This window comes from Pseudomonas sp. HMSC065H01, from assembly GCF_001815235.1.
GTDB classification, from domain to species: domain Bacteria; phylum Pseudomonadota; class Gammaproteobacteria; order Pseudomonadales; family Pseudomonadaceae; genus Pseudomonas; species Pseudomonas aeruginosa.
In genome coordinates, this window is the sequence record NZ_KV819895.1 from 307,074 (window position 1) to 328,451 (window position 21,378).

21 protein-coding genes are annotated in these 21,378 nt (G+C 67.9%); 9 read left to right on the forward strand and 12 right to left on the reverse strand.

What is annotated here, in order from left to right; translation table 11 throughout:
• Positions 1–8: 8 nt before the first annotated feature.
• The 5 genes from HMPREF3014_RS17580 to HMPREF3014_RS17600 all read right to left on the reverse strand — a co-directional run bounded on the left by HMPREF3014_RS17580 (position 9) and on the right by HMPREF3014_RS17600 (position 4,042).
• Positions 9–995, reverse strand: coding sequence for a tetratricopeptide repeat protein (locus tag HMPREF3014_RS17580; protein ID WP_003112969.1), 987 nt, complete (start codon positions 993–995; stop codon positions 9–11).
• A 269-nt stretch (positions 996–1,264) separates the two neighbouring features.
• Entirely contained in the window at positions 1,265–1,609 is a 345-nt protein-coding gene (locus tag HMPREF3014_RS17585) for a hypothetical protein (RefSeq protein WP_003084452.1), read from the reverse strand.
• Positions 1,610–1,691: 82 nt separating this feature from the next.
• A complete protein-coding gene (locus HMPREF3014_RS17590; RefSeq protein ID WP_003084450.1) occupies positions 1,692–2,270 on the reverse strand; it encodes a lysophospholipid acyltransferase family protein in 579 nt (192 codons plus the stop codon).
• Between the two features lie 76 nt (positions 2,271–2,346).
• Complete coding sequence (gene mutM / locus HMPREF3014_RS17595) at positions 2,347–3,159, reverse strand: bifunctional DNA-formamidopyrimidine glycosylase/DNA-(apurinic or apyrimidinic site) lyase (RefSeq protein ID WP_003102876.1); 813 nt, start codon at positions 3,157–3,159, stop codon at positions 2,347–2,349.
• Between the two features lie 58 nt (positions 3,160–3,217).
• A complete protein-coding gene (locus tag HMPREF3014_RS17600) occupies positions 3,218–4,042 on the reverse strand; it encodes an HDOD domain-containing protein (RefSeq protein WP_003118789.1) in 825 nt (274 codons plus the stop codon).
• 215 nt (positions 4,043–4,257) lie between these two features.
• On the opposite strand from HMPREF3014_RS17600, the gene pfpI reads away from it, so the two are divergent.
• From pfpI to HMPREF3014_RS17625, 5 genes are all read left to right on the forward strand, one after another.
• The gene (pfpI, locus tag HMPREF3014_RS17605; RefSeq protein WP_003102879.1) at positions 4,258–4,797 is read left to right on the forward strand and encodes a protease PfpI; all 540 of its coding nucleotides are present in this window, start codon (positions 4,258–4,260) and stop codon (positions 4,795–4,797) included.
• A 72-nt stretch (positions 4,798–4,869) separates the two neighbouring features.
• Positions 4,870–6,066, forward strand: coding sequence for a class I SAM-dependent rRNA methyltransferase (locus tag HMPREF3014_RS17610; RefSeq protein WP_023086907.1), 1,197 nt, complete (start codon positions 4,870–4,872; stop codon positions 6,064–6,066).
• 327 nt (positions 6,067–6,393) lie between these two features.
• Positions 6,394–8,232, forward strand: a complete 1,839-nt coding sequence (gene ilvD, locus HMPREF3014_RS17615; protein WP_014602381.1) for a dihydroxy-acid dehydratase — start codon at positions 6,394–6,396, stop codon at positions 8,230–8,232.
• 229 nt (positions 8,233–8,461) lie between these two features.
• Positions 8,462–9,847 carry a nucleobase:cation symporter-2 family protein gene (locus tag HMPREF3014_RS17620; protein WP_003102887.1) on the forward strand — a complete coding sequence of 462 codons (1,386 nt, stop codon included), beginning with the start codon at positions 8,462–8,464 and terminating at the stop codon, positions 9,845–9,847.
• A gap of 138 nt (positions 9,848–9,985) precedes the next feature.
• Positions 9,986–10,459 carry a metallophosphoesterase family protein gene (locus HMPREF3014_RS17625; protein ID WP_003102894.1) on the forward strand — a complete coding sequence of 158 codons (474 nt, stop codon included), beginning with the start codon at positions 9,986–9,988 and terminating at the stop codon, positions 10,457–10,459.
• Between the two features lie 15 nt (positions 10,460–10,474).
• Here HMPREF3014_RS17625 and HMPREF3014_RS17630 read toward each other — a convergent pair whose 3' ends face one another.
• The 3 genes from HMPREF3014_RS17630 to HMPREF3014_RS17640 form a co-directional block, all read right to left on the reverse strand.
• The gene (locus tag HMPREF3014_RS17630) at positions 10,475–10,981 is read right to left on the reverse strand and encodes a dihydrofolate reductase (protein ID WP_003084430.1); all 507 of its coding nucleotides are present in this window, start codon (positions 10,979–10,981) and stop codon (positions 10,475–10,477) included.
• Positions 10,982–11,063: 82 nt separating this feature from the next.
• Positions 11,064–12,104: a hypothetical protein gene (locus tag HMPREF3014_RS17635; RefSeq protein ID WP_019371366.1), complete on the reverse strand. Its 1,041-nt coding sequence runs from the start codon at positions 12,102–12,104 to the stop codon at positions 11,064–11,066.
• Complete coding sequence (locus HMPREF3014_RS17640) at positions 12,101–13,195, reverse strand: hypothetical protein (protein ID WP_003102900.1); 1,095 nt, start codon at positions 13,193–13,195, stop codon at positions 12,101–12,103. The genes HMPREF3014_RS17635 and HMPREF3014_RS17640 overlap by 4 nt, the downstream gene beginning before the upstream one ends.
• 209 nt (positions 13,196–13,404) lie before the next feature.
• Between HMPREF3014_RS17640 and HMPREF3014_RS17645 the strand changes: the two genes are divergently transcribed.
• A complete protein-coding gene (locus HMPREF3014_RS17645) occupies positions 13,405–14,556 on the forward strand; it encodes a glycerophosphodiester phosphodiesterase (RefSeq protein ID WP_003102904.1) in 1,152 nt (383 codons plus the stop codon).
• 36 nt (positions 14,557–14,592) lie between these two features.
• On the opposite strand, the gene HMPREF3014_RS17650 is transcribed toward HMPREF3014_RS17645, so the two are convergent.
• Positions 14,593–14,955 carry a hypothetical protein gene (locus HMPREF3014_RS17650; protein WP_003102907.1) on the reverse strand — a complete coding sequence of 121 codons (363 nt, stop codon included), beginning with the start codon at positions 14,953–14,955 and terminating at the stop codon, positions 14,593–14,595.
• A gap of 191 nt (positions 14,956–15,146) precedes the next feature.
• On the opposite strand from HMPREF3014_RS17650, the gene HMPREF3014_RS17655 reads away from it, so the two are divergent.
• Genes HMPREF3014_RS17655 through HMPREF3014_RS17665 form a run of 3 tightly spaced genes read left to right on the forward strand, consistent with a single transcriptional unit; the run spans position 15,147 to position 18,736 of the window.
• Complete coding sequence (locus tag HMPREF3014_RS17655; protein WP_023086906.1) at positions 15,147–16,532, forward strand: DUF2868 domain-containing protein; 1,386 nt, start codon at positions 15,147–15,149, stop codon at positions 16,530–16,532.
• Positions 16,525–17,904: a GTPase/DUF3482 domain-containing protein gene (locus HMPREF3014_RS17660; protein ID WP_023086905.1), complete on the forward strand. Its 1,380-nt coding sequence runs from the start codon at positions 16,525–16,527 to the stop codon at positions 17,902–17,904. Before HMPREF3014_RS17655 ends, HMPREF3014_RS17660 begins: the two co-directional genes overlap by 8 nt.
• A gap of 34 nt (positions 17,905–17,938) precedes the next feature.
• Complete coding sequence (locus HMPREF3014_RS17665) at positions 17,939–18,736, forward strand: FkbM family methyltransferase (protein ID WP_003112965.1); 798 nt, start codon at positions 17,939–17,941, stop codon at positions 18,734–18,736.
• 26 nt (positions 18,737–18,762) lie between these two features.
• Here the strand turns inward: HMPREF3014_RS17665 and HMPREF3014_RS17670 are convergent, their stop codons facing one another.
• From HMPREF3014_RS17670 to HMPREF3014_RS17680, 3 genes are all read right to left on the reverse strand, one after another.
• Positions 18,763–19,557, reverse strand: a complete 795-nt coding sequence (locus HMPREF3014_RS17670) for a thymidylate synthase (RefSeq protein WP_003110588.1) — start codon at positions 19,555–19,557, stop codon at positions 18,763–18,765.
• Between the two features lie 205 nt (positions 19,558–19,762).
• Positions 19,763–20,563: a prolipoprotein diacylglyceryl transferase gene (gene lgt, locus HMPREF3014_RS17675; protein WP_003112963.1), complete on the reverse strand. Its 801-nt coding sequence runs from the start codon at positions 20,561–20,563 to the stop codon at positions 19,763–19,765.
• Positions 20,564–20,572: 9 nt separating this feature from the next.
• On the reverse strand, positions 20,573–21,376 hold the full coding sequence (locus HMPREF3014_RS17680; protein ID WP_003110587.1) for a sulfite exporter TauE/SafE family protein: 804 nt from the start codon (positions 21,374–21,376) through the stop codon (positions 20,573–20,575).
• Between the last annotated feature and the right edge of the window lie 2 nt (positions 21,377–21,378).

Genomic DNA, 21,378 nt, shown 5'->3' on the forward strand with positions numbered 1-21,378 from the left:
GGCGTGCCTCACTGGCTCGCCGCTTCAACCGCCTGCTGCGCATCCTCCGCACTGGCTTCCACCGCCTCCGGGTCAGACGGGGCGCCCTCCATGCCTCGGCCGGAGTGCCGGCGATCGGCGGCACCGGAGCAGTCGGCGACACCGGACAGCTCTCCATCCAGCGCAGCATGAATCCAGTTTTCCAGGCGGGTGTACCAGGCTGCGTTCGCGGCGCTCTCCAGCCAGGCAATGGCATCCGCATCCTGCTGCTGTGCGGCCTTTTCCAGCCAGAGCCGTGCTTGCAGCTTGTTCATCCCGGCACCTGAACCGTTCCAGTAGGCCTCGCCCACCTTGAACTGGGCACGGGCATCTCCCTGGGTCGCAGCCTTGCAGAACCACTGGAAGGCCTTTTCCCGGCTGCCGGCATAACGGTCCAGCAGGGCGGCTTCCTCGTCTGAAGTGGCGGAATAGACGCCTTGCGAGTCGTCCAGGTAGAACCATCCCAGATTGGTTTCGGCGTCTTCGCTACCGCTGGCCGCCGCGCGTTCGAACCAGGTCCCGGCCTTCACCCGGTCCTGGTCGACCCCTTCGCCTCTCCAGTAGAGAACGCCCATTTCATTCTGGGCGGCGGCATCCCCCTGCTCCGCGGCCTTCCGGAACCAGCGTGCCGCCTCGGTCTTGTCCTGTGGCCCGCCGTCACCATCGCGATAGAGCATGGCCAGTTGGATCTGCGCGCGGACCATCCCCGCAGCGGCCGCCTTGCCCCACCATTCGCGCGCGCTGGCGTAGTTCTGTTGCTGGTAGAAGTAGGCGCCGAAATCGAACAGAGCCTGCGGCTCCCCCGTCTCGGCGGCCTGGCGGAGGCGGGTGAATTCGGCGAACAGTTCATCGCCGCGCTTGTCGCCCTGCTCGGCCTTGGACTGCTCCCTGGCGAGGTCGGACACCGCATCCTCCGCCCAGGCGAACGAGGGTACGGCAAGAGCAAGGACGGACAGGAACACCCACTGACTGAACATACGCGAAATCCTTATCTTGGTTGAGCCGGTCGGCCACCCCTGGTCGACCTTGTGACCTTGCTGGTCAGCAGGACACTGTCACCATCGGAGAGTCCGATCAAGTGCCGCGAACGGTCCGTGCGGAACATCTGTCATCGGCCGATGCGGCGCTATAGCTGCCGCCTGCCGTGGCGGAAGAAAAGACTTAGCCCAATCTCCGTGCCCCCTGCAATGCATCGAGAAAACAAAAAGCCGGTCGATGACCGGCTTTTTTTCATTCCGTTGGAAACTCAGCTTTCGTCGTGGTTATAGCCGCTGGTGGTGCAGCCCAGGCAACGGACGAAGGCTTCCTTGCCCGGATCGACCACCAGCGCCTGGCCGGCCTTGCCGACGCTGCCGCTGGCCGCGGTGAACGGCAGGCTGACCACGAAGGCCACCGCCCCGACGGCCGTGGCGGCGATCAGGAAGGGACGGGCGATGAGCAGATCGCCGATCATGGCGTACGCGGGGGGCGCTTCGACGGTGTACATCGGGTCGCCGCTGGCGTTTTCCTGCACGGCATCCGCCAGCGCGGGCATGGACGAGAGCCCGGTGGTCAGCGCCAGCACGAGCGCGGTGGTGCGAAACAGGTTCATGGAGGCGGTCCTTTCTGGTTTTTGGTTGGGCAGATATCGCCTAACTATAACAGCGCTGCGGGTAGTGCCAGCGTGACCGCCTTCAATCGCCGAGGAATGCGTAGTGCGGCTTTTTCGGGATGAACGGCCGGTAGAAGCCGATCAGGCTGCACAGGTCGGCGTCCTCGTTGCCGGTCGGCCAGAAGGGTTCGCCGATGACGATCCGCCGGTTTTCGTAGTCCAGCGCCGCCGGCACCACCGGTACGCCGGCGCCACGGGCGATGTGGTAGAAGCCCATGCGCCAGCGGTCGACCTTCTTGCGCGTGCCTTCCGGAGCGATGATCAGCATGAACTCGCGGTGCTCGCGGAAGGCCTGGATCGCCTGGTCCACGGTATTCAGCTTCAGGTGGCGCTGGATCGGGATACCGCCCCAGCGCCGCATCAGGCCGCCCAGCGGGCCGTTGAACAGGGTGTGCTTGCCGAACCAGCGGGCGTTCAGACGCAGGACGAACTTGGCGGCGAGGAAGGCCACGAAGTCCCAGTTCGAGGTGTGGTGGGCGCCAATCACCACGAACTTGTCGAGCGCGGGCAATTGGCCCTCGATCTTCCAGCCGGAGAGTTTCAGCATGGCATGGCCGAGCGACTCGACCAGGGTGTTGCGAGGCAGGTAATTGCCGGACATCGTGCACCTTTCTTATGGCAGGCCGCTCACCGTGGCGGCCCTTCTTGTGGCGGTAGAGTATGCGCGGCGCGGCGCTTCAGCGTTGGCAGCGCGGGCAGTACACGCTGGCGCGCTGGCCTAGGCGGATCTCGCGCAGGGTGCTGCCGCAGACCTTGCAGAACTCCCCGCCACGGCCATAGACGAACAATTCCTGCTGGAAGTAACCGGGCTGGCCGTCGCCGCCGACGAAATCGCGCAGGGTGGTGCCGCCGCGCTCGATGGCGATCGCCAGGATCCGCTTGATCTCCTCCGCCAGGCGCAGGTAGCGCGCCTTGGAGATGCTCCCGGCAGGCTTGCGCGGATCGATGCCGGCGGCGAACAGCGCTTCGCTGGCGTAGATGTTGCCGACCCCGACCACCACCGCGTTGTCCATGATGAACGGCTTGACCGCCATGCTCCGCCCGCGCGACAGCTCGAACAGACGCTGGCCGGCGAAAGCGTCGGTCAGCGGTTCCGGGCCGAGGTTGCGCAGCAGCTCGTGTTCCAGTGGCGCCAGGCTCCAGAGCATGGCGCCGAAGCGCCGCGGATCGGTGTAGCGCAGGGCCATGCCCGAGGCCAGCTCGATGTCGACGTGCTCGTGGCGACTGGCCGGGGTGCCGCTCTCCACCAGCCTCAGGCTGCCGGACATGCCCAGGTGGCTGATCAGCGTACCGGCCTCGGCGCCCAGCAGCAGGTACTTGGCGCGGCGCTCGACGCTGACGATGCGTTGTCCGGACAGGCGCACGTCCAGGTCTTCGGGAATCGGCCAGCGCAGGCGCCGCTCGCGCACGATCACGCGCTCGACGCGCTGGCCTTCGAGGTAGGGGGCGATGCCCCGGCGGGTGGTTTCGACTTCGGGTAGTTCGGGCATGGCGGCAGCAATCCGGTTGACCGCGGCACCTTAGCAGGAAGCGCCGCGGCGCGGCCAGTCAGTAGCTGCCCTGGCCGACGCCCAGCTCGAGGATCGAGCCCTTGAGGTTCTCGAAGTCGTAGTCGGTGAGCCCGACGTAGTCCAGCACCAGCGCACCGATGCTGTTCCATTCGTGGTCTTCCGGCTGGTTGCCGAGGACCCGGTGCGAACCGCAGATGTGCTCGGCCATCTTCAGGATCGCCAGCAGGTTCTTCAGTTGGGTATCGCGTGCCGATTCGTCGCCGAAGATCGACAACGCGTTGTGGTGGTTGGCGATCGCCTCGCAGACGTGCTCCGGCAGGCGCCAGGAGCGCGCGGTGTAGTAGCCGACCACCGCATGGTTGGTGTTCAGCACGCGGTTCTCGGTGTCCACCACCCGGCGTTCGTCGCTGGCGGCGGCGTAGGCCTCTTCCAGCACCGCCATGTAGTGCGGGAAGCGCTTGAGCATCAGCGGGATGCCGCAATTGTGGAACAGGCCGAGAGCGTAGGCTTCGTCCACCGATTCGTAGCCGATCCGCTTGGCCAGGCTCAGGCAGCTCATGGCCACGTCCTGGGCGGTGTCCCAGAAACGGTTGAGGGTGACGATGGTGTCGTCGCTCATCTCACCCTTGATCGACTGGGCGTTGATCAGGTTGATCACCGAACGACTGCCCAGCAGGTTCACCGCGCGCTGGATCGAAGTGATGCGATTGGCCAGGCCGAAGAACGGCGAGTTCACCAGTTTCAGGAGAGCCCCGGAAAGGCCCGGGTCCTGGCTGATCAGCCTGGCAATGTTCTTCAGGTCCGGATTGGGCATGACCTGCTCCATCTGCAGGTCGACCATGATCTGGGGTTGCGGCGGCACGCTGATGCCTTGCAGGGCCTGGCGGATCTGCTCGGCGGTGAGTTCTTGGACCATGAGGACGGAGGCGAAAGTTGACGGTGCGCGCAGTTTACCCGGAGAACCCCGCCATGGGGCGGGCTTCTGCCGGAAAAGCGGCGCCAGGCAACGGACATGGAACTTTTCCCGCAGCCGCCAGGGTCGGAATGAATACCCCTTCTGATATCGGGAGACATGCCATGACCCAATCCCTGCACGGCAAGGTCGTCGCCGCCCTGGTGACCGACGGTTTCGAACAGGTCGAACTGACCGGTCCGAAAAAAGCCCTGGAAGACGCCGGCGCCACGGTAAGGATTCTTTCCGACAAGGCCGGCGAGGTGCGCGGCTGGAACCATCACCAGCCAGCCGAGGCCTTCCGCGTCGACGGCACCTTCGAAGACGCCAGCCTGGACGACTACGACGCCCTGCTGCTGCCCGGCGGGGTGATCAATTCCGACCAGATCCGCAGCCTGGCCAAGGCCCAGGAACTGGCGATCCGCGCCGAACAGGCGAGCAAGCCGGTGGCGGTGATCTGCCACGGCGCCTGGCTGCTGATCTCCGCCGGCCTGGTGCAGGGTCGTACCCTGACCAGTTGGCCGTCGCTCAAGGACGACATCAACAACGCCGGCGGCCACTGGGTGGACCAGGAGGTAGCGGTGGACGGCAAGCTGGTGAGCAGCCGCAAACCCGAAGACATCCCGGCCTTCAACCGTCGATTCATCGAAATCCTCGCCGGCTGAACGGCCCGCGTTCGCGCAGCGGCGAATCCCGTCGCTGCGTTATAATCGCGCTCTTTTGCCGGAGCCTTTCCCATGACCCTGCCCAGCTTGCGTCTCAAAGCCAACGCCGAGCGCCGCCTGCGCGCCGGCCACCTGTGGGTCTACAGCAACGAGGTGGATGTCGCCGCGACGCCGCTGAATGCCTTCGCCGCCGGCGACCAGGCGGTGCTGGAAATGGCCAACGGCAAGCCGCTGGGCATCGTCGCGCTGAGCCCGAACAATCTCATCTGCGGCCGCCTCATTTCCCGTGATACCAAGCACGTTCTCGACAAATCGCTGCTGGTTCATCGCATCAACATCGCCCTCAGCCTGCGCGAGCGGCTTTTCGACAAGCCGTTCTACCGGCTGGTCTACGGCGATTCCGACCTGCTGCCCGGCCTGGTGGTCGATCGCTTCGGCGACGTGCTGGTGGTGCAACTGGCGTCCGCAGCCATGGAACTGCGCAAGGACGAGGTGCTCGCCGCCCTGCTGCAGGTGCTCAAGCCCGCCGCCGTGCTCTGGAAGAACGACTCCAGCGCGCGCGACGCCGAGGGCCTGGAGCGCTACGTGGCCAATGCCTACGGCGAAGTGCCGGAGTGGGTCGCCCTGGAAGAGAACGGCGTGAAGTTCGAGGCGCCGGTGCTGGCCGGGCAGAAGACCGGCTGGTTCTACGACCACCGCATGAACCGTGCGCGCCTGGCGCCCTACGTGCGGGGCAAGCGGGTCCTCGACCTGTTCAGCTATATCGGTGGCTGGGGCATCCAGGCCGCCGCCTTCGGCGCCAGCGAAGTGATGTGCGTGGACGCGTCCGCCTTCGCCCTCGACGGCGTCGAGCGCAACGCGGCACTGAACGGCGTGGCGGAGAAGGTCACCTGCGTCGAGGGCGACGTGTTCGAGGCCCTGCGCGAGCTGAAGGCCGCCGACGAACGCTTCGACGTGGTGATCGCCGACCCGCCGGCCTTCATCAAGCGCAAGAAGGACCTGAAGAACGGCGAGGCCGCCTACCGCCGTCTCAACGAACAGGCCATGCGCCTGCTGAGCAAGGACGGCATCCTGCTCAGCGCCTCCTGCTCGATGCACCTGCCCGAGGACGACCTGCAGAACATCCTGATCGGCAGCGCCCGCCATCTCGACCGCAACATCCAGCTGCTCGAGCGCGGCGGCCAGGGCCCCGACCATCCGGTGCACCTGGCGATCGCGGAAACCCGCTACATCAAGAGCCTGACCTGCCGGCTGCTGCCCAACGGCTGAGCCCGTCCCGGCGGATGAGCGCCTGCGTTCATCCGCCCTACGGCCACCGCCGCTCATGGCGCGACGGGCGGCGCAAGACGCCAGCCGGGTCGCGACGCGCCGCTCCGCCGACCGCCAGCCTTCCCCATTCGCCCGCTCTGGGCTTAGAATCCGGGCATTCCTCGCCAATCATCCCCCGGCGGGCAGTGAGCCCAGGCCGTCGCCAATGGTGACCCCATTCAGACCCCGGCCAACTCCGTACACTCGGCTATTCCCCGTTTGCATCCGGTTCCTTCGACGCTCACGATACAGTCATAACCCGAACCTGATTAGCCGCAGGAAATCGTCATGCCCGATTACCGCTCGAAAACCTCCACCCAGGGCCGCAACATGGCCGGCGCCCGCGCCCTCTGGCGCGCCACCGGGATGAAGGACGAAGACTTCAAGAAGCCGATCATCGCCATCGCCAACTCCTTCACCCAGTTCGTGCCCGGCCACGTGCACCTGAAGGACCTCGGCCAACTGGTCGCCCGCGAGATCGAGAAGGCCGGCGGCGTGGCCAAGGAATTCAACACCATCGCCGTCGACGACGGCATCGCCATGGGCCACGACGGCATGCTCTATTCGCTGCCGAGCCGGGAGATCATCGCCGACTCCGTGGAATACATGGTCAACGCCCACTGCGCCGACGCCATCGTCTGCATCTCCAACTGCGACAAGATCACCCCCGGCATGCTGATGGCCGCGCTGCGCCTGAACATCCCGGTAGTGTTCGTCTCCGGCGGGCCGATGGAGGCCGGCAAGACCAAGCTGGCCAGCCACGGCCTGGACCTGGTCGATGCCATGGTGGTGGCCGCCGACGACTCCTGCTCCGACGAGAAGGTCGCCGAGTACGAGCGCAGCGCCTGCCCGACCTGCGGCTCCTGCTCCGGCATGTTCACCGCCAACTCGATGAACTGCCTGACCGAGGCGCTCGGCCTGTCGCTGCCGGGCAACGGCTCGACCCTGGCCACCCACGCCGACCGCGAGCAACTGTTCCTGCGCGCCGGGCGCCTGGCCGTGGAACTCTGCCAGCGCTATTACGGCGAAGGCGACGACAGCGTGCTGCCGCGCAACATCGCCAACTTCAAGGCCTTCGAGAACGCCATGACCCTGGACATCGCCATGGGCGGCTCGACCAATACCATCCTGCACCTGCTGGCCGCCGCCCAGGAGGCCGAGGTGCCGTTCGACCTGCGCGACATCGACCGCCTGTCGCGCAAGGTGCCGCAACTGTGCAAGGTGGCGCCGAACATCCAGAAGTACCACATGGAAGACGTGCATCGCGCCGGCGGCATCTTCTCCATCCTCGGCGAACTGGCCCGCGGTGGCCTGCTGCACACCGACGTCCCCACCGTGCACAGCCCGAGCATGGCCGACGCCATCGCCCAGTGGGACATCACCCAGACCCGCGACGAAGCCGTGCACACCTTCTTCAAGGCCGGTCCGGCGGGCATCCCGACCCAGACCGCGTTCAGCCAGAACACCCGCTGGCCGAGCCTGGACGACGACCGCGCCGAGGGCTGCATCCGCAGCGTCGAGCATGCCTATTCCAAGGAAGGCGGGCTGGCCGTGCTCTACGGCAACATCGCTCTCGACGGCTGCGTGGTGAAGACCGCCGGGGTCGACGAGTCGATCCACGTGTTCGAAGGCAGCGCGAAGATCTTCGAAAGCCAGGACGCCGCGGTGAAAGGCATCCTCGGCGACGAGGTGAAGGCCGGCGACATCGTGATCATCCGCTACGAAGGACCGAAGGGCGGGCCGGGCATGCAGGAAATGCTCTATCCGACCAGCTACCTGAAGTCCAAGGGCCTGGGCAAGCAGTGCGCCCTGCTCACCGACGGACGCTTCTCCGGCGGCACCTCGGGCCTGTCCATCGGTCACGCCTCCCCGGAAGCCGCCGCCGGCGGCGCCATCGGCCTGGTGCAGGACGGCGACAAGGTGCTGATCGACATTCCCAATCGCTCGATCAACCTGCTGGTCAGCGACGAAGAACTCGCCGCACGCCGCGCCGAACAGGACAAGAAGGGCTGGAAGCCGGCCGCGCCGCGTGCCCGCCGCGTCAGCACCGCGCTCAAGGCCTACGCCCTGCTCGCCACCAGCGCCGACAAGGGCGCGGTACGCAACAAGGCGCTGCTGGACGGCTGAATCGTCCCGCGACGAAAAAAGCCCGGTCCCGCGCCGGGCTTTTTCATTCACGCGTACGCGCGCCGAATGGCGGATAATCGCAAGCGGTCATTCGCCCTACCGCTCACCCACGCTCCAACCGCAGGGCGCATACGCCACCGGCGTTATCCGCCGACATGCGGCGCAGCCAGGCCTGGGCGAGACCGTGTTCGCCCAGTAAAATCGCGCTCTTTTTCCCCGGACCGCCACCATGAGTTCCCTGCAAAGCCCGTCGGACGCCAGCGCCCGCAACGACCTGGTCTATGGCCTGGACGACCGTCCCAGCGCTCCCATCGCCCTGCTCGCCGCCCTCCAGCACCTGCTGGCGATCATCGTGCCGATCGTTACCCCCGGCCTGCTGATCTGCCAGGCGCTGGGCGTATCGCCGCGCGACACCAATCTGATCGTGTCGATGTCGCTGGTGATCTCCGGCATCGCCACCTTCGTCCAGTGCAAGCGCTTCGGCCCGTTCGGCGCCGGACTGTTGATCGTCCAGGGCACCAGCTTCAACTTCGTCGGCCCGCTGATCGCCGGCGGGGCGCTGATGGTCAAGCAGGGCACGCCGGTGGAAAGCGTGATGGCGGCGATCTTCGGCGTGGTCATCGCCGGCTCCTTCGTCGAGATGGGCATCTCGCGCATACTGCCGTTCGTCAAGCGGCTGATCACCCCGCTGGTGACCGGCATCGTCGTGCTGATGATCGGCCTGACCCTGATCAAGGTCGGCCTGATCAGCATGGGCGGCGGCTTCTCGGCGATGTCCAACGGCACCTTCGCCAACGGCGAGAACCTGCTGCTGTCCGGTGTGGTGCTGGGCATCATCGTGGTGCTCAACCGCATCCCGGTGGTATGGATGCGCAGTTGCGCCATCGTCATCGCCCTGGCCGTCGGCTACGCGCTGGCCGGCTACCTCGGTCGCCTGGACTTCACCGGCATGCACCAGGCCGAGCTGTTCCAGGTACCGACCCCGCTGCACTTCGGCCTGGACTTCTCCTGGCCGCTGTTCATCCCGATGCTGGTGATCTACCTGGTCACCTCCCTGGAAGCCATCGGCGACGTCACCGCCACCAGCAAGGTGTCTAAGCAACCGGTGGAAGGCCCGCTGTGGATGCAGCGGATCAAGGGCGGCGTGCTGGTCAACGGCGCCAACTCGTTCCTCGCCGGTATCTTCAATACCTTCCCCAGCTCAGTGTTCGCCCAGAACAACGGGGTGATCCAGCTCACCGGCGTGGCCAGCCGCTACGTCGGCCTCTGGATCGCCGCCATGCTGGTCCTGCTCGGCCTGTTCCCGAGCGTCGCCGGGGTCATCCAGGCGGTGCCGGAACCGGTACTGGGCGGCGCGGCGATGGTGATGTTCGGCGCGGTGGCCGCTTCGGGCATCAACATCCTCGCCGGCATCCAGCTGGACCGCCGTGCCCTGCTGATCATCGCCGTATCCCTGGCCCTCGGCCTGGGCGTTTCGCAGGTGCCGGAGTTCCTCGCGCACATGCCCGCGGCGCTGCGCAACGTGCTGGAGTCCGGGGTCGCCACCGGCGGCATCTGCGCCCTGCTGCTGAACTGGTTCCTGCCGGAAAGCCCGGTCCAGAAGGCCGGACACTGATAGGCGCGGCGCCACCTCCGGGTGGCGTCGCGGTTTTCGCCGAAGGGTTTTCGTACCCGGCCAATGGTTGGGTATGATCGACGGCATGGCCATGCCCGTCGGCCACCCTCTTCCGTCCCGCAACCCGGACCCGCGCCCATGCCCCAGTCCCGCCGCCCGTTGCGCATCGGCCTGATCGCCGACACCCATGGCCTGCTCCGGCCCGAGGCGCTGGAACGGTTGCGCGGCTGCGACCAGTTGATCCATGCCGGCGACATCGGCAAGCCGGAAATCCTCGCCGAGCTGGAACGCCTGGCGCCGCTCTCGGTGGTGCGCGGCAACAACGACACCCAGGACTGGGCGGCGGACATCCCCGAGCGCCTGCTGCTGAAGATCGGCCGGCTGACCCTCTATGTGCTGCACGACCTCAAGCGACTCGACCTCGACCCGGCCGCCGAAGGCATCGACGTGGTGGTCGCCGGACATTCGCACAAGCCGCTGAAGGAAGAGCGCGACGGCGTGCTCTACCTCAACCCGGGCAGCGCCGGGCCGCGGCGCTTCAGCTTGCCGATCGGGATCGGCGTGCTGGAAGTGGCGGGGAAGAAGATCGAGGCGGAGCTGATCACCCTCTGACCCCGCCTGGAACCGTCAGCGGCGCTCCCATACCTCGAAGGCGTAGGCAGGCGCATCGTCAGCCGCGGCGTGTTCGATGCTCGACGCCAGGCGCCAGGCCGCACCATCGATCTCGGGGAAAAAGGCGTCGCCCTCCGGCGCCAGGCCAACCCGGGTCAGGTAGAGGCGCGCGGCGCGCGGCAAGGCCTCGGCATAGAGCTGGGCGCCGCCGATCAGCATCAGTTCGTCGGCGTCCTCCGCCTGCGCCCACGCCTCGGCGCGCGCCAGCGCGGCGTCCAGGCTGGCGAACACTTCCGCACCCTCCAGTGCCAGGCCGGCCTGGCGGCTGACCACCAGGTTTAGCCGGCCCGGCAGCGGCCGACCCAGCGAGTCCCAGGTCTTGCGCCCCATGATCACCGGCTTGCCGAGGGTCATCGCCTTGAAATGCTTGAGGTCGGCCGGCAGGCGCCAGGGCAGGCGGTTGTCGATGCCGATCGCGCGGTTCTCGCCAAGGGCGGCGATCATCGCCAGCGGTCGTGCCATGGGGTTACCTCATCGTGGAAGGACAAAGGCGCGAGGATAAACACTCGCGCCGGCGGACTCCAGGCCAACTGTGCGGGCCGGCCTACAAGGGATTGGCATACGGCGGCACCTGCATGAAGAAGGTGCCATCCTCGTTGACCTGGGTGGTGCCGGTCGCCAGCACCTTGCGGTAGTCCTGCAGGTTGAAGGTCAGCACCTGGTCCGGGGTCTCGGTCTTCAGCAGCACCTGGGCGTAGGTGATGAGGATTTCGAAGATCTTCAGGTCGCCCGACTGTAGCCAGAGGAAGGATGGGCCCGCTGCGGCCGGCGGGCTGAACACCGGCGACGGCTGGCCGGGCGCCTGGGAGAAACGCAGGTGCAGCCCCTGGTCGTCGAGCCAGGCCTCCTGTACGTGGCCGTCGATGCCCAGCAGCGGGAAGACCTTGCGGTAGTCCAGGCGCATGGCGCTGCCCACCAGGCTCGCCCCCGGCCGATCGAGGCTGACCAGCGCCGACATCGGCAGGCCGACCAGGCTCATCGCCCCGTACAGCGGCAGACCGATCACCCTCAACTGGTCGGGCCGATAGACCAGCGCGCCGCTGGCCGCGTCCACCTCCACGCCGCCGCCCAGCCGCAGCGGCAGCCAGGGCCCTACGCCGAGCGGACGCACCCGCCCCTCCACCTCCAGGCGTCCCGCCGCACTGCTCATGCGGAAGTCCTTCAACATGGTCCCGTCGTAGGCGAGGATGTGCTCGTTGAACAGGTTGGCCAGTTGCCGCGGGCTGAGCAGCACCTCGCCCTCCATCACCTGGAAATGCATGTCCTGCGGACGGTCGAAGTCCACCGGCTGGCCGGCCCGGTTCGGCACCAGCCAGCCCTTCACCTCGGGCACGTGGAAACCGATGTTGCCGCGCAGGTACATGTCCACGTTGCGCAGCAGTATGCCGACGCCATCCTGGCCGGAATCCGCCGGCCCGGCCGTACGCATGGGCAGCGGCAACGGCGCCGGCGGGACCTGCCGGTACCAGCCCTCGCGCAGCAGGGCCAGTTCGCGCTGCTGCCGGTCGATGGCGCTTTCGGCCTGGGCCGCGCTGGCCGCCAACAGGCAACAGCCAAGCAGTACGCCCCACGGACGCCGGCTCACAGCCGTGCCTCCAGCGGCGCCGGCGCCTTCACCGGCGACACGGCGATCTGCACCATGCCGTCCTCGCGCAGGCGGATCACGCCGTTCTGCAGTTGCCGCCGGTAGTCGTAGAGATTGAACAGCAGCGGCTGCCCCGGGCTGAGGCTGGTGAACAGGGCATAGGCCTTGACCAGCACGGTGCGCGCCATCTTGATATCGCCGCCCTCGATGAACATGTAGCTGTCCGGCGCCCGTAATGCCGGCCATTGCAGGTCGGCCAGGGAGTCGCCGAGGGCGAGTTGCATGCCGCCGTCGGCCAGGGCCAGGCGACTGACGCGGAAGTCCAGGCGCGGCGGCGGGAACAATCCGTCGAGGTCGACGCGGATGCGGTTGCCGACCAGTTCCATGTGCCGGGTCTTCAGCTTCAGCACCTCGGACATCTCGATCGAGGCCGCCGCCAGCGACGAAGTGACCTCGACCCCGTCGACGAAGATCCGCCGGGGTACCAGGGTCACCTCCAGCGGACCGCTCAGCTCGATCTCGGTGAGCATCCGCAGCGGCCGCCAGCGCCCCTTGCGCAACAACTCGCCACGCACTTCCTGGCCGTCCTTGCGGGTGTTCATACTGAGGTTGCGCACGGCCGCGCGGGACGCAGCGAGGTCCTGGTTGAGCAGGGTCGCCAGGGTGGCGTCGCTGACGAATATCTCGCCGGCCTGGATCCGCGCCACCATCGCCGTCGGATCGTCGAGCGACAAGGGCGCGCCGGGACGAGTCGGCTCCATGCGGATCAGCATGCGCTGGATGAAGAAACCGATGTCGTCGTGCAGGCGGAAGTCGGTATCGGCGATCCACAGTCGCGAACTCGCCGATCCCGAGCCGCGGGCGCCGACGCTCGCCTCCAGCGTGCGCGGCGGCACGGCGCTCATCAGGCTGTCCGGCTGGCGTCCCCAGTCATCGGTAGCGGCCGTCGGCACACGCGCTTCGACACGGGCCGGCGGCGCCACGGCCTGGCCGCCGCCGTGGGCATCGAAGGCCAGCCAGGCGCCCAGCAACAGGCAGGCCAGTTGCAACGACAGGCAGGGAAACGCGGAGGCAGGTTGCGCGGAAGCCATCACCGATCCTCTTATTGTTATGCGAGCGCCGTCACCCTATACCCTGCCCCGGCCGTCCGCCCCTTTCGTTGGATTGGCCGGGAAAACGCCGACGTCGTCACGCTGGCGGCGATTGTCACGGGAATGTCGCGAAACGGGCAAAGAAGTATCACCTGGCTGCGTCACTCTGCTGGACTGGAACACTCCCGAACCGCCGACGAGGACCCGTCATGCAACCAGCCTTCCTGCGCCGCCACCTCGGCGCCGCCTGCCTGATGCTCGCCGCTGGCCTGGCCAGCGCCGCCCACGCCGACACCGGCAACGTACAACGCGCCATCGACTGGGCCCAGGGCCAGGCCTCCGTTCGCCACCCAGCCAGCGACGAACGCTCGCCGCTGGTCATCGCCCACCGTGGCGCCAGCGGTTACGTACCGGAACACACCCTGGGCGCCTACGCCCTGGCGGTGATGATGGGCGCCGACTACGTCGAGCCGGACCTGGTGATGACCCGCGACGGCAAGCTGGTCGCCCGCCACGACAACGAGCTGGGCCTGACCACCGATGTCGCCCAGCACCCGGAATTCGCCGACCGCAAGCGCACGCAGAAAGTCGACGGAGTGGAACTCACCGGCTGGTTCAGCGAAGACTTCACCCTCGCCGAACTGAAGACCCTGCGCGCCATCGAGCGCATCCCCACGATCCGCCCGGGCAATGCGCGCCTGGACGGCACCTTCGAGATCCCCACCCTGCAGGAGATCATCGACCTGGTGAAAAGCCTGCAGATCAGCCAGCAGCGCACCATCGGCCTGTACCCCGAGATCAAGCACGGCACCCACTTCCAGCGCCTCGGCCTGGCCATGGAACGCCCGCTGGTGAAGACCCTGCACCGCAACGGCTACCTCGGTCCGCGCGCGCCGGTATTCATCCAGTCCTTCGAGGTGAACAACCTGAAGGAACTCAAGCGCCTCACCGGCATCCGCCTGGTCCAGCTCTACGGCAGCGGCCAGCCCTACGACCAGCAGGCTGCCGGCGGCAGCCTGACCTACGCCGAGATGGCCACCGCCAAGGGCCTGCGCCAGGTGGCGCGCTACGCCTACGGGGTCGGTCCGGACAAGAGCTACGTGATTCCCCGCGATGCCAACGGCAACCTCGGCCAGCCGACCCGCTTCGTCGGCGACGCCCACGCCGCCGGGCTGAAGGTGCATCCCTACACCTTCCGCGCGGAAAACAGCTTCCTTCCGGCGGAGTTCCGCAGCGCCGACGGCAACCCGCAGTCGCGCGGCGACCTGGCCGGCGAGATCAGGGCCTACCTCGACGCCGGCATCGACGGCCTGTTCAGCGACCAGCCGGACGTCGCCGTGCGCCTGCGCGAGCAGCGCTGACGCAGCCCGACCGGCGCTCGTACGCGGGCGCCGGCCTCATGGACACTCGATGTAGCCGTCGAAGGGCTGTGCCTTGCCTTTCTCCAGTGCCTGCCGCCTGATGTTCCGGCAGATCCGCCGATCGCGCTCGTGCATGGCGTCGATCGACGGGTTGCCAGTGGGTTCCATGCCCTTGTGGTCCTTGACGCCAAAGGTCACCAAGGGCTGCTCCGGCTCCACCCGGAAGCGCGACGGCGTTTCCTTCTCCTCCTTGCGCGACGGCGGATCCGCCGCCAGGGTCGGCAACTGGTCGGCCTGCACGCCATAGCGTTGCAGCAAGGAGCCATCGGGCAACTCGTCGGCCAGCGCGCCCGCCATCCCCAGCAACAGCGCCAGGGGGTATCGGCGTACTACCTTCATCTCAGTGTTCCTCTCGCTACCGGCGCCGAACGCTTTCGCCACGGCGCCAGTCAAAATCCCACACCCCGCCGCCAGCCGGCTGGCAAGCCAGCATGAGCCGCCGGGGCGCTTTTTGCTATGTTTGGCGCTGATCAGACGCCGTTGGCCGGGCACGATTCACGCTCGGCAGGGAAATCGACACAGGAGGTGACTTGAGTCACACGACGCATCCCGGCCTCGACGCCCTCTGGCTGACCGAGGCCGTTCGCCTGCGCGAGGAGCAGGCCGGTCCGCTGGAAGACAGCGAGGCGGTTCGCCAGGCGCTGGCCCAGGGCGGTTCCCTGCCGCGCCGTATTCTCACCCGCGCCCACTGGCTGGGCCGCCGCGAGGGCCTGCTCGACGCCCAGCGGACCTGGCGCCAGGGTTCGCGGCTGGCGCTGGCCCTGCTGCTGGTGCTGGCCCTGGCCAGCGGCGCCGGACTGGCCTTCGCCGCGCTCGGCGATGGCCAGCGCCCGGTCAACGTGTTCTGGGCGCTGGCCAGCCTACTCGGCCTGCACCTGCTGACCCTGCTCGGCTGGGCCCTCGGCCTGCTCGCCGGCGGCGAGGCCGCGGGCGCGCTCGGCCGGCTCTGGCTGTGGCTCAGCGGCAAGCTGGCGCGCGATGCCCGCGCCGCGCACCTGGCGCCGGCGCTACTGGTCCTGCTCGGCCGGCGCCGGCTGGCGCGCTGGGGCCTCGGCGCGCTGGTCCACGGGCTCTGGCTGCTCGGCCTGCTGACCGCGCTGGCCATGCTCCTCGGCCTGCTGGCGACCCGCCGCTACGGTTTCGTCTGGGAAACCACCATTCTCGGCAGCGATACCTTCATCGCCCTTACCCAGGCGCTCGGCGCCCTGCCGGCGTTGCTTGGCTTCCCGTTGCCGGACGCCGAGCTGATCCGCGCCAGCGGCGACGCCGCCCTGGCCAGCGAAGCCGCACGGCACGCCTGGGCCGGCTGGCTGGTAGGCGTACTGCTGGTCTATGGGGTCCTGCCGCGCGCGCTGCTCGGTCTGCTCTGCCTGTGGCGCTGGAAACGCGGCCTGGCCCACCTCGACCTGGACCTCGACGACCCATGCTACAGCCTGCTGCGCGAACGCTTGATGCCGGCCAGCGAACGCCTCGGCGTCAGCGTCGCGGCACCGGACTGGCTGCCGGAGCCGCAGGGCGGCCAGTCCAGCCAGGAAGCCGCCGGAGCGGTGCTGGTGGCGGTGGAGCTGGACGATCGCCGGCCCTGGCCGCCGAAGCTCGCCGAAGGCGTCGCCGACGCCGGCATCCTCGACGACGGCCAGCAGCGCCGTCGCCTGCTCGAACAACTGACCCGCTACCCGCCGGCGCGCCTGGCCATCGCCTGCGACCCGCGTCGCTCGCCGGACCGCGGCACCCTGGCACTGCTCGGCGAACTCGCCCGCTGCGCCGCCAGCACCCGCATCTGGCTGCTCCAGGCTCCGCCCGGCGAAGCGCTCGACAGCGACCGCCTGGGTGACTGGCACGCCGCCCTGGAACGCCTGCAACTGCCGCACGGCGAGACCTCGCCGCTGGCCTGGCTGGAGACCGGCCATGACTGAGCCGCTGATCCTGGCCGTGGTCGGCCACACCAATACCGGCAAGACCTCGCTGCTGCGCACCCTGACTCGCGACCGCGGATTCGGCGAAGTCTCCCATCGCCCCAGTACCACCCGCCACGTCGAGGGCGCCAGGCTGTCGGTGGACGGCGAAGCGCTGCTGGAACTCTACGACACGCCCGGCCTGGAAGACGCCATCGCCCTGCTCGACTACCTGGACGCCCTGGAGCGCCCCGGCGAGCGTCTCGATGGCCCGGAACGCATGGCGCGGTTGCTGGACAGCAACGAAGCGCGCGGGCGTTTCGAACAGGAAGCCAAGGTGGTCCGCCAGTTGCTCGCCTCCGACGCCGGGCTCTACGTGATCGACGCCCGCGAACCGGTACTGGCCAAGTATCGCGACGAACTGGCGGTGCTCGCCGGCTGCGGCCGGCCGCTGCTGCCGGTGCTGAACTTCGTCGCCAGCCCGCAGCATCGCGAGGAGGAGTGGCGCGCCGCCCTCGCTCGCCTGGGCCTGCACGCCCTGGTGCGTTTCGACAGCGTGGCGCCGCCGCTGGACGGCGAACAGCGCCTCTACGAGAGCCTGGCGCTGCTGCTGGAGCGCGCCCGGCCGCAACTCGACCGGCTGATCGCCGACCATGAGACCCAGGCCGCCGCGCGCCTGCGCGCCGGGCAACGGCTGATCGCCGAATTGCTGGTCGACGTCGCCGCCTGCCGGCGCCTGGTGCCCGGCGGCGAAAGCGCCGTGCAGGAAGCCACCCGCGACCTGCACCAGCAGGTGCGCAAGCGCGAGCAGGCCTGCGTGGAAGCGTTGCTGCGGCTCTACGCCTTCGCCAGGGACGACGCCCGCGCCGCCGACCTGCCGCTGCTCGACGGCCGCTGGGGCGACGATCTGTTCAATCCGGAGACCCTGCGCCAACTCGGTATCCGCCTCGGCGGCGGGGTTGCGGCCGGTGCCGCGGCCGGCGCCGGCATCGACCTGCTGGTGGGCGGCGTCACCCTTGGCGCCGCCGCCGCCCTCGGCGCCCTCGCCGGCGGCGCCTGGCAGACCGTCGGCCACTACGGCTCGCGCCTGCTCGGCAAGCTCAAGGGCGCCCGCGAGCTGACTGTCAACGACGCCGTGCTGCGCTTGCTCGCGCTGCGCCAACGGCAGCTCCTGGCAGCCCTGCAAACGCGCGGCCACGCGGCGGTCGAGGCGATCCGCCTGGAAACCCCGGAGGACAAGCAGTGGCGCGAAGGCAAGCTGCCGGAAGCGCTGCGCAAGGCGCGCGCGCATCCGGAGTGGTCGTCGCTGAACGGCAGGCGGGTGGGCGGCAGCGACCGCCAGGAACAGATCGACGCGCTGGCCGAATTGCTGGAGAGCGGGCGCGGGGAATGACAGACTGGGCGACGATCGCCCAAGAGGTAGGCCCATGCCCTTCGTTTCCTACGCGCAGAACCTGGAAGACGTCCGACTCTGGCGGGCCCTGAAACTCTTCCCCAGGGGGTTCTACATCGACGTCGGCGCCAACCACCCGCGGATCGACTCGGTCACCCTGGCGTTCTACGAGCGCGGCTGGCGCGGCATCAACATCGAACCGCTGCCCCACCTGCACCGCGAGCTGGAGCGGGAACGGCCGGAAGACCTCAACCTGAACCTCGCCATTGGCGAGCGCGAAGGCCGCGCCACGCTCTACGAGATGGCCGCCTCGGGTCTCTCCACCCTGGACCCCGAGCTAGCCCGCCAGCGCCAGGCCGAGGGCTGCACGGCCACCCCGCGCGAAGTGAAGGTCAGCACCCTGGACGCGATCTGCGCGGCCCATGTCGAAGGGCCGATCCACTTCCTCAAGATCGACGTCGAAGGGCTGGAAGGCGCGGTGCTCCGCGGCCTCGACCTGAACCGCTGGCGCCCGTGGCTGATCCTCGCGGAAACTCCATTCGACCACGACCCCGAGTGGAAAGCGCCGCTGCTCGCCGCGGGCTACCGTTTCGTCCACTTCGACGGCCTCAACGGCTATTACCTGGCGGAGGAACAGGCACGCCTGGAAGGCGCCTTCGCGCTACCGCCGAACCTGCTGGACGACTTCCAGCTCTGCCATGGCCATGCCATGAGCCATCCGGTCGCTCCGCTGGAGCAGGCCCTGGAACAGGCGCTGCAACGCGCAGAAGATGCGGAGCGGGCTTTGCGGGACTGGCGCGCGCTTCCCTGGTACCGTCGCCTGTTCGGTTGAGCGGAGCCGACGGCTCCGCCGAAGGGTCAGACCGCGACCGGTGCCTTGATGTGCGGATGGGCCTCGTAGCCGACCAGCTCGAAGTCCTCGAAGCGAAAGTCGAACAGATCCTTCACCTCGGGATTCAGCTTCATGCTCGGCAACGGCAGCGGCTCGCGGGTCAGCTGCAGGTCGGCCTGCTCCAGGTGGTTGGCGTACAGGTGGCAATCGCCGCCGGTCCAGATGAACTCGCCCGGCTGCAGGCCGGCGACCTGCGCCACCATCAGGGTCAGCAGGGCATAGCTGGCGATATTGAAGGGTACGCCGAGGAAGATGTCCGCCGAACGTTGGTAGAGCTGGCAGCTGAGCTTGCCGTCGGCGACGTAGAACTGGAACAGCGCGTGGCAGGGCGGCAGGGCCATCTCGTCGATCAGCGCCGGGTTCCAGGCGGAGACGATCAGCCGGCGCGAGTCCGGATTCTTCTTCAGCATCGCCATCAGGTTGGCGATCTGGTCGATGTGGCGGCCGTCCGGCGCCGGCCAGGAGCGCCACTGGTAGCCATACACCGGGCCGAGGTCGCCGTTCTCGTCGGCCCATTCGTCCCAGATCGAGACGCCGTGCTCCTTGAGGTAGGCGATATTGGTGGAGCCCTTGAGGAACCACAGCAGCTCGTGGACGATCGACTTGAGGTGGCACTTCTTGGTGGTCACCAGGGGGAAGCCCGCGGCCAGGTCGAAGCGCATCTGGTGGCCGAACACGCTATAGGTGCCGGTGCCGGTGCGGTCGCTCTTGAAGGTGCCGTGCTCGCGCACGTGGCGCATCAGGTCGAGGTACTGTTTCATCGGAGGCTCGGATCGATATCGGTGCGGCGCCGACGTGGCGGCTCCCACCGAGGGATGACAGAAGGATGGCCAAGTCTACGGCGACGGAGCCTGCATCGCCAGTTCGGCGCGACCGGCGCAAGCCATGCACGCCCTGGAGCGGAAAGCCGGCTGCCCGGAGCGGATGACGCCTGCGACGTTATCCGCCCCGGGCACGAAAAGCGGCTCAGGCCGCCTTCGGCTGCGCCGCGTCGCGGCGGTAGGCCCAGACCATCAGGGCAATGCCGGCCAGCACCATCGGTACGCAGAGCACCTGGCCCATGGTCAGCCAACCCCAGGCGAGGTAGCCGAGCTGGGCATCCGGCACGCGGACGAATTCGACGACGAAGCGGAAGATCCCGTAGCACAGCACGAACAGGCCGGAGACCGAGGCGGTCGGCCGTGGCTTGCGGGTGAACAGCCAGAGGATGACGAACAGCGCCACGCCTTCCAGGGCGAACTGGTACAGCTGCGAGGGATGCCGCGGCAGCGGGCCGCCGTTGGGGAAGACCATGGCCCAGGGCACATCGCTGACCTTGCCCCACAGTTCCGAGTTGATGAAGTTGCCGATGCGCCCGGCGCCCAGGCCGATGGGCACCAGCGGGGCGATGAAGTCCATCAGCTGGAAGAAGCTCTTGCCATGGCGCTTGCCGAACCACCAGACCGCCAGCATCACGCCGAGCAGGCCGCCATGGAAGGACATGCCGCCTTTCCAGACCTCGAAGATCAGCGTCGGGTTGGCGATGTACTCGTCCAGGTTGTAGAACAGCACGTAGCCCAGGCGGCCACCGAGGATCACGCCGCAGGCGACCCAGAAGACCAGGTCGGAAAGGCGCTCCTTGGTCCAGGTCGGGTCGAAGCGCTTCATCCGGCGCGACGCCAGCAGCCAGGCGCCGCCGATCCCGATCAGGTACATCAGCCCGTACCAGTGGATCTTCAGCGGGCCGATGGCCAGCGCAACCGGATCGATCTGGGGATACGTCAGCATCGATAACTCCTACGACAGAAAAGCGAGATCGGGGGTCAGGAAACTTATGCCCACGCTGAACAGCAGCAGGGCGAACAGTCGCTTGAGTACGCGCGGCGACAAACGATGCGCCAGGCGCGCGCCGAAGCGGGCGAACAGCATACTGGTGGCGGCGATGCCGACCAACGCCGGCAGATAGACGTAGCCCAGGCTCCACTCCGGCAACTGCGGGTTGTGCCAGCCGACCGCGATGAACGACAGAGCGCCGGAAATGGCGATAGGAAGGCCGCAGGCCGAGGAAGTCGCCACCGCCTGCTGCATCGGCACGCTGCGCCAACTGAGGAAAGGCACGGTCAGCGAACCGCCGCCGATGCCGAAGATCGCCGAGGCCCAGCCGATCACCGCGCCGGCCAGGGTCAGGCCGCCCTTGCCGGGCACCTCGCGGCTACCCTTGGGCTTGAGGTCGAGAACCATCTGCAAAGCGACCAGGATGGCGAACACCCCGATTATCTTCTGCAACAGCGGCCCCTTGATCTGCGCCGCGGTCAGCGCGCCGAGGGCACTGCCGATGAGGATGCCGAGGGTCATCCAGGCGAACACCGGCCAGCGCACCGCGCCGCGCCGATGGTGTTCGAGAATGGAATTGATCGAAGTGAAGACGATGGTCGCCAGGGAGGTGCCGACCGCCATCTGGGTCAGGACGTCGCCGCCGAAACCGTGCGCGGTGAAGCTGAAGACCAGCGCCGGGACGATGATCAGGCCGCCGCCGACGCCGAACAGTCCGGCCAGCACGCCGGCACAGGCGCCCAGCACGATATAGAGGAGAAACTCCATGC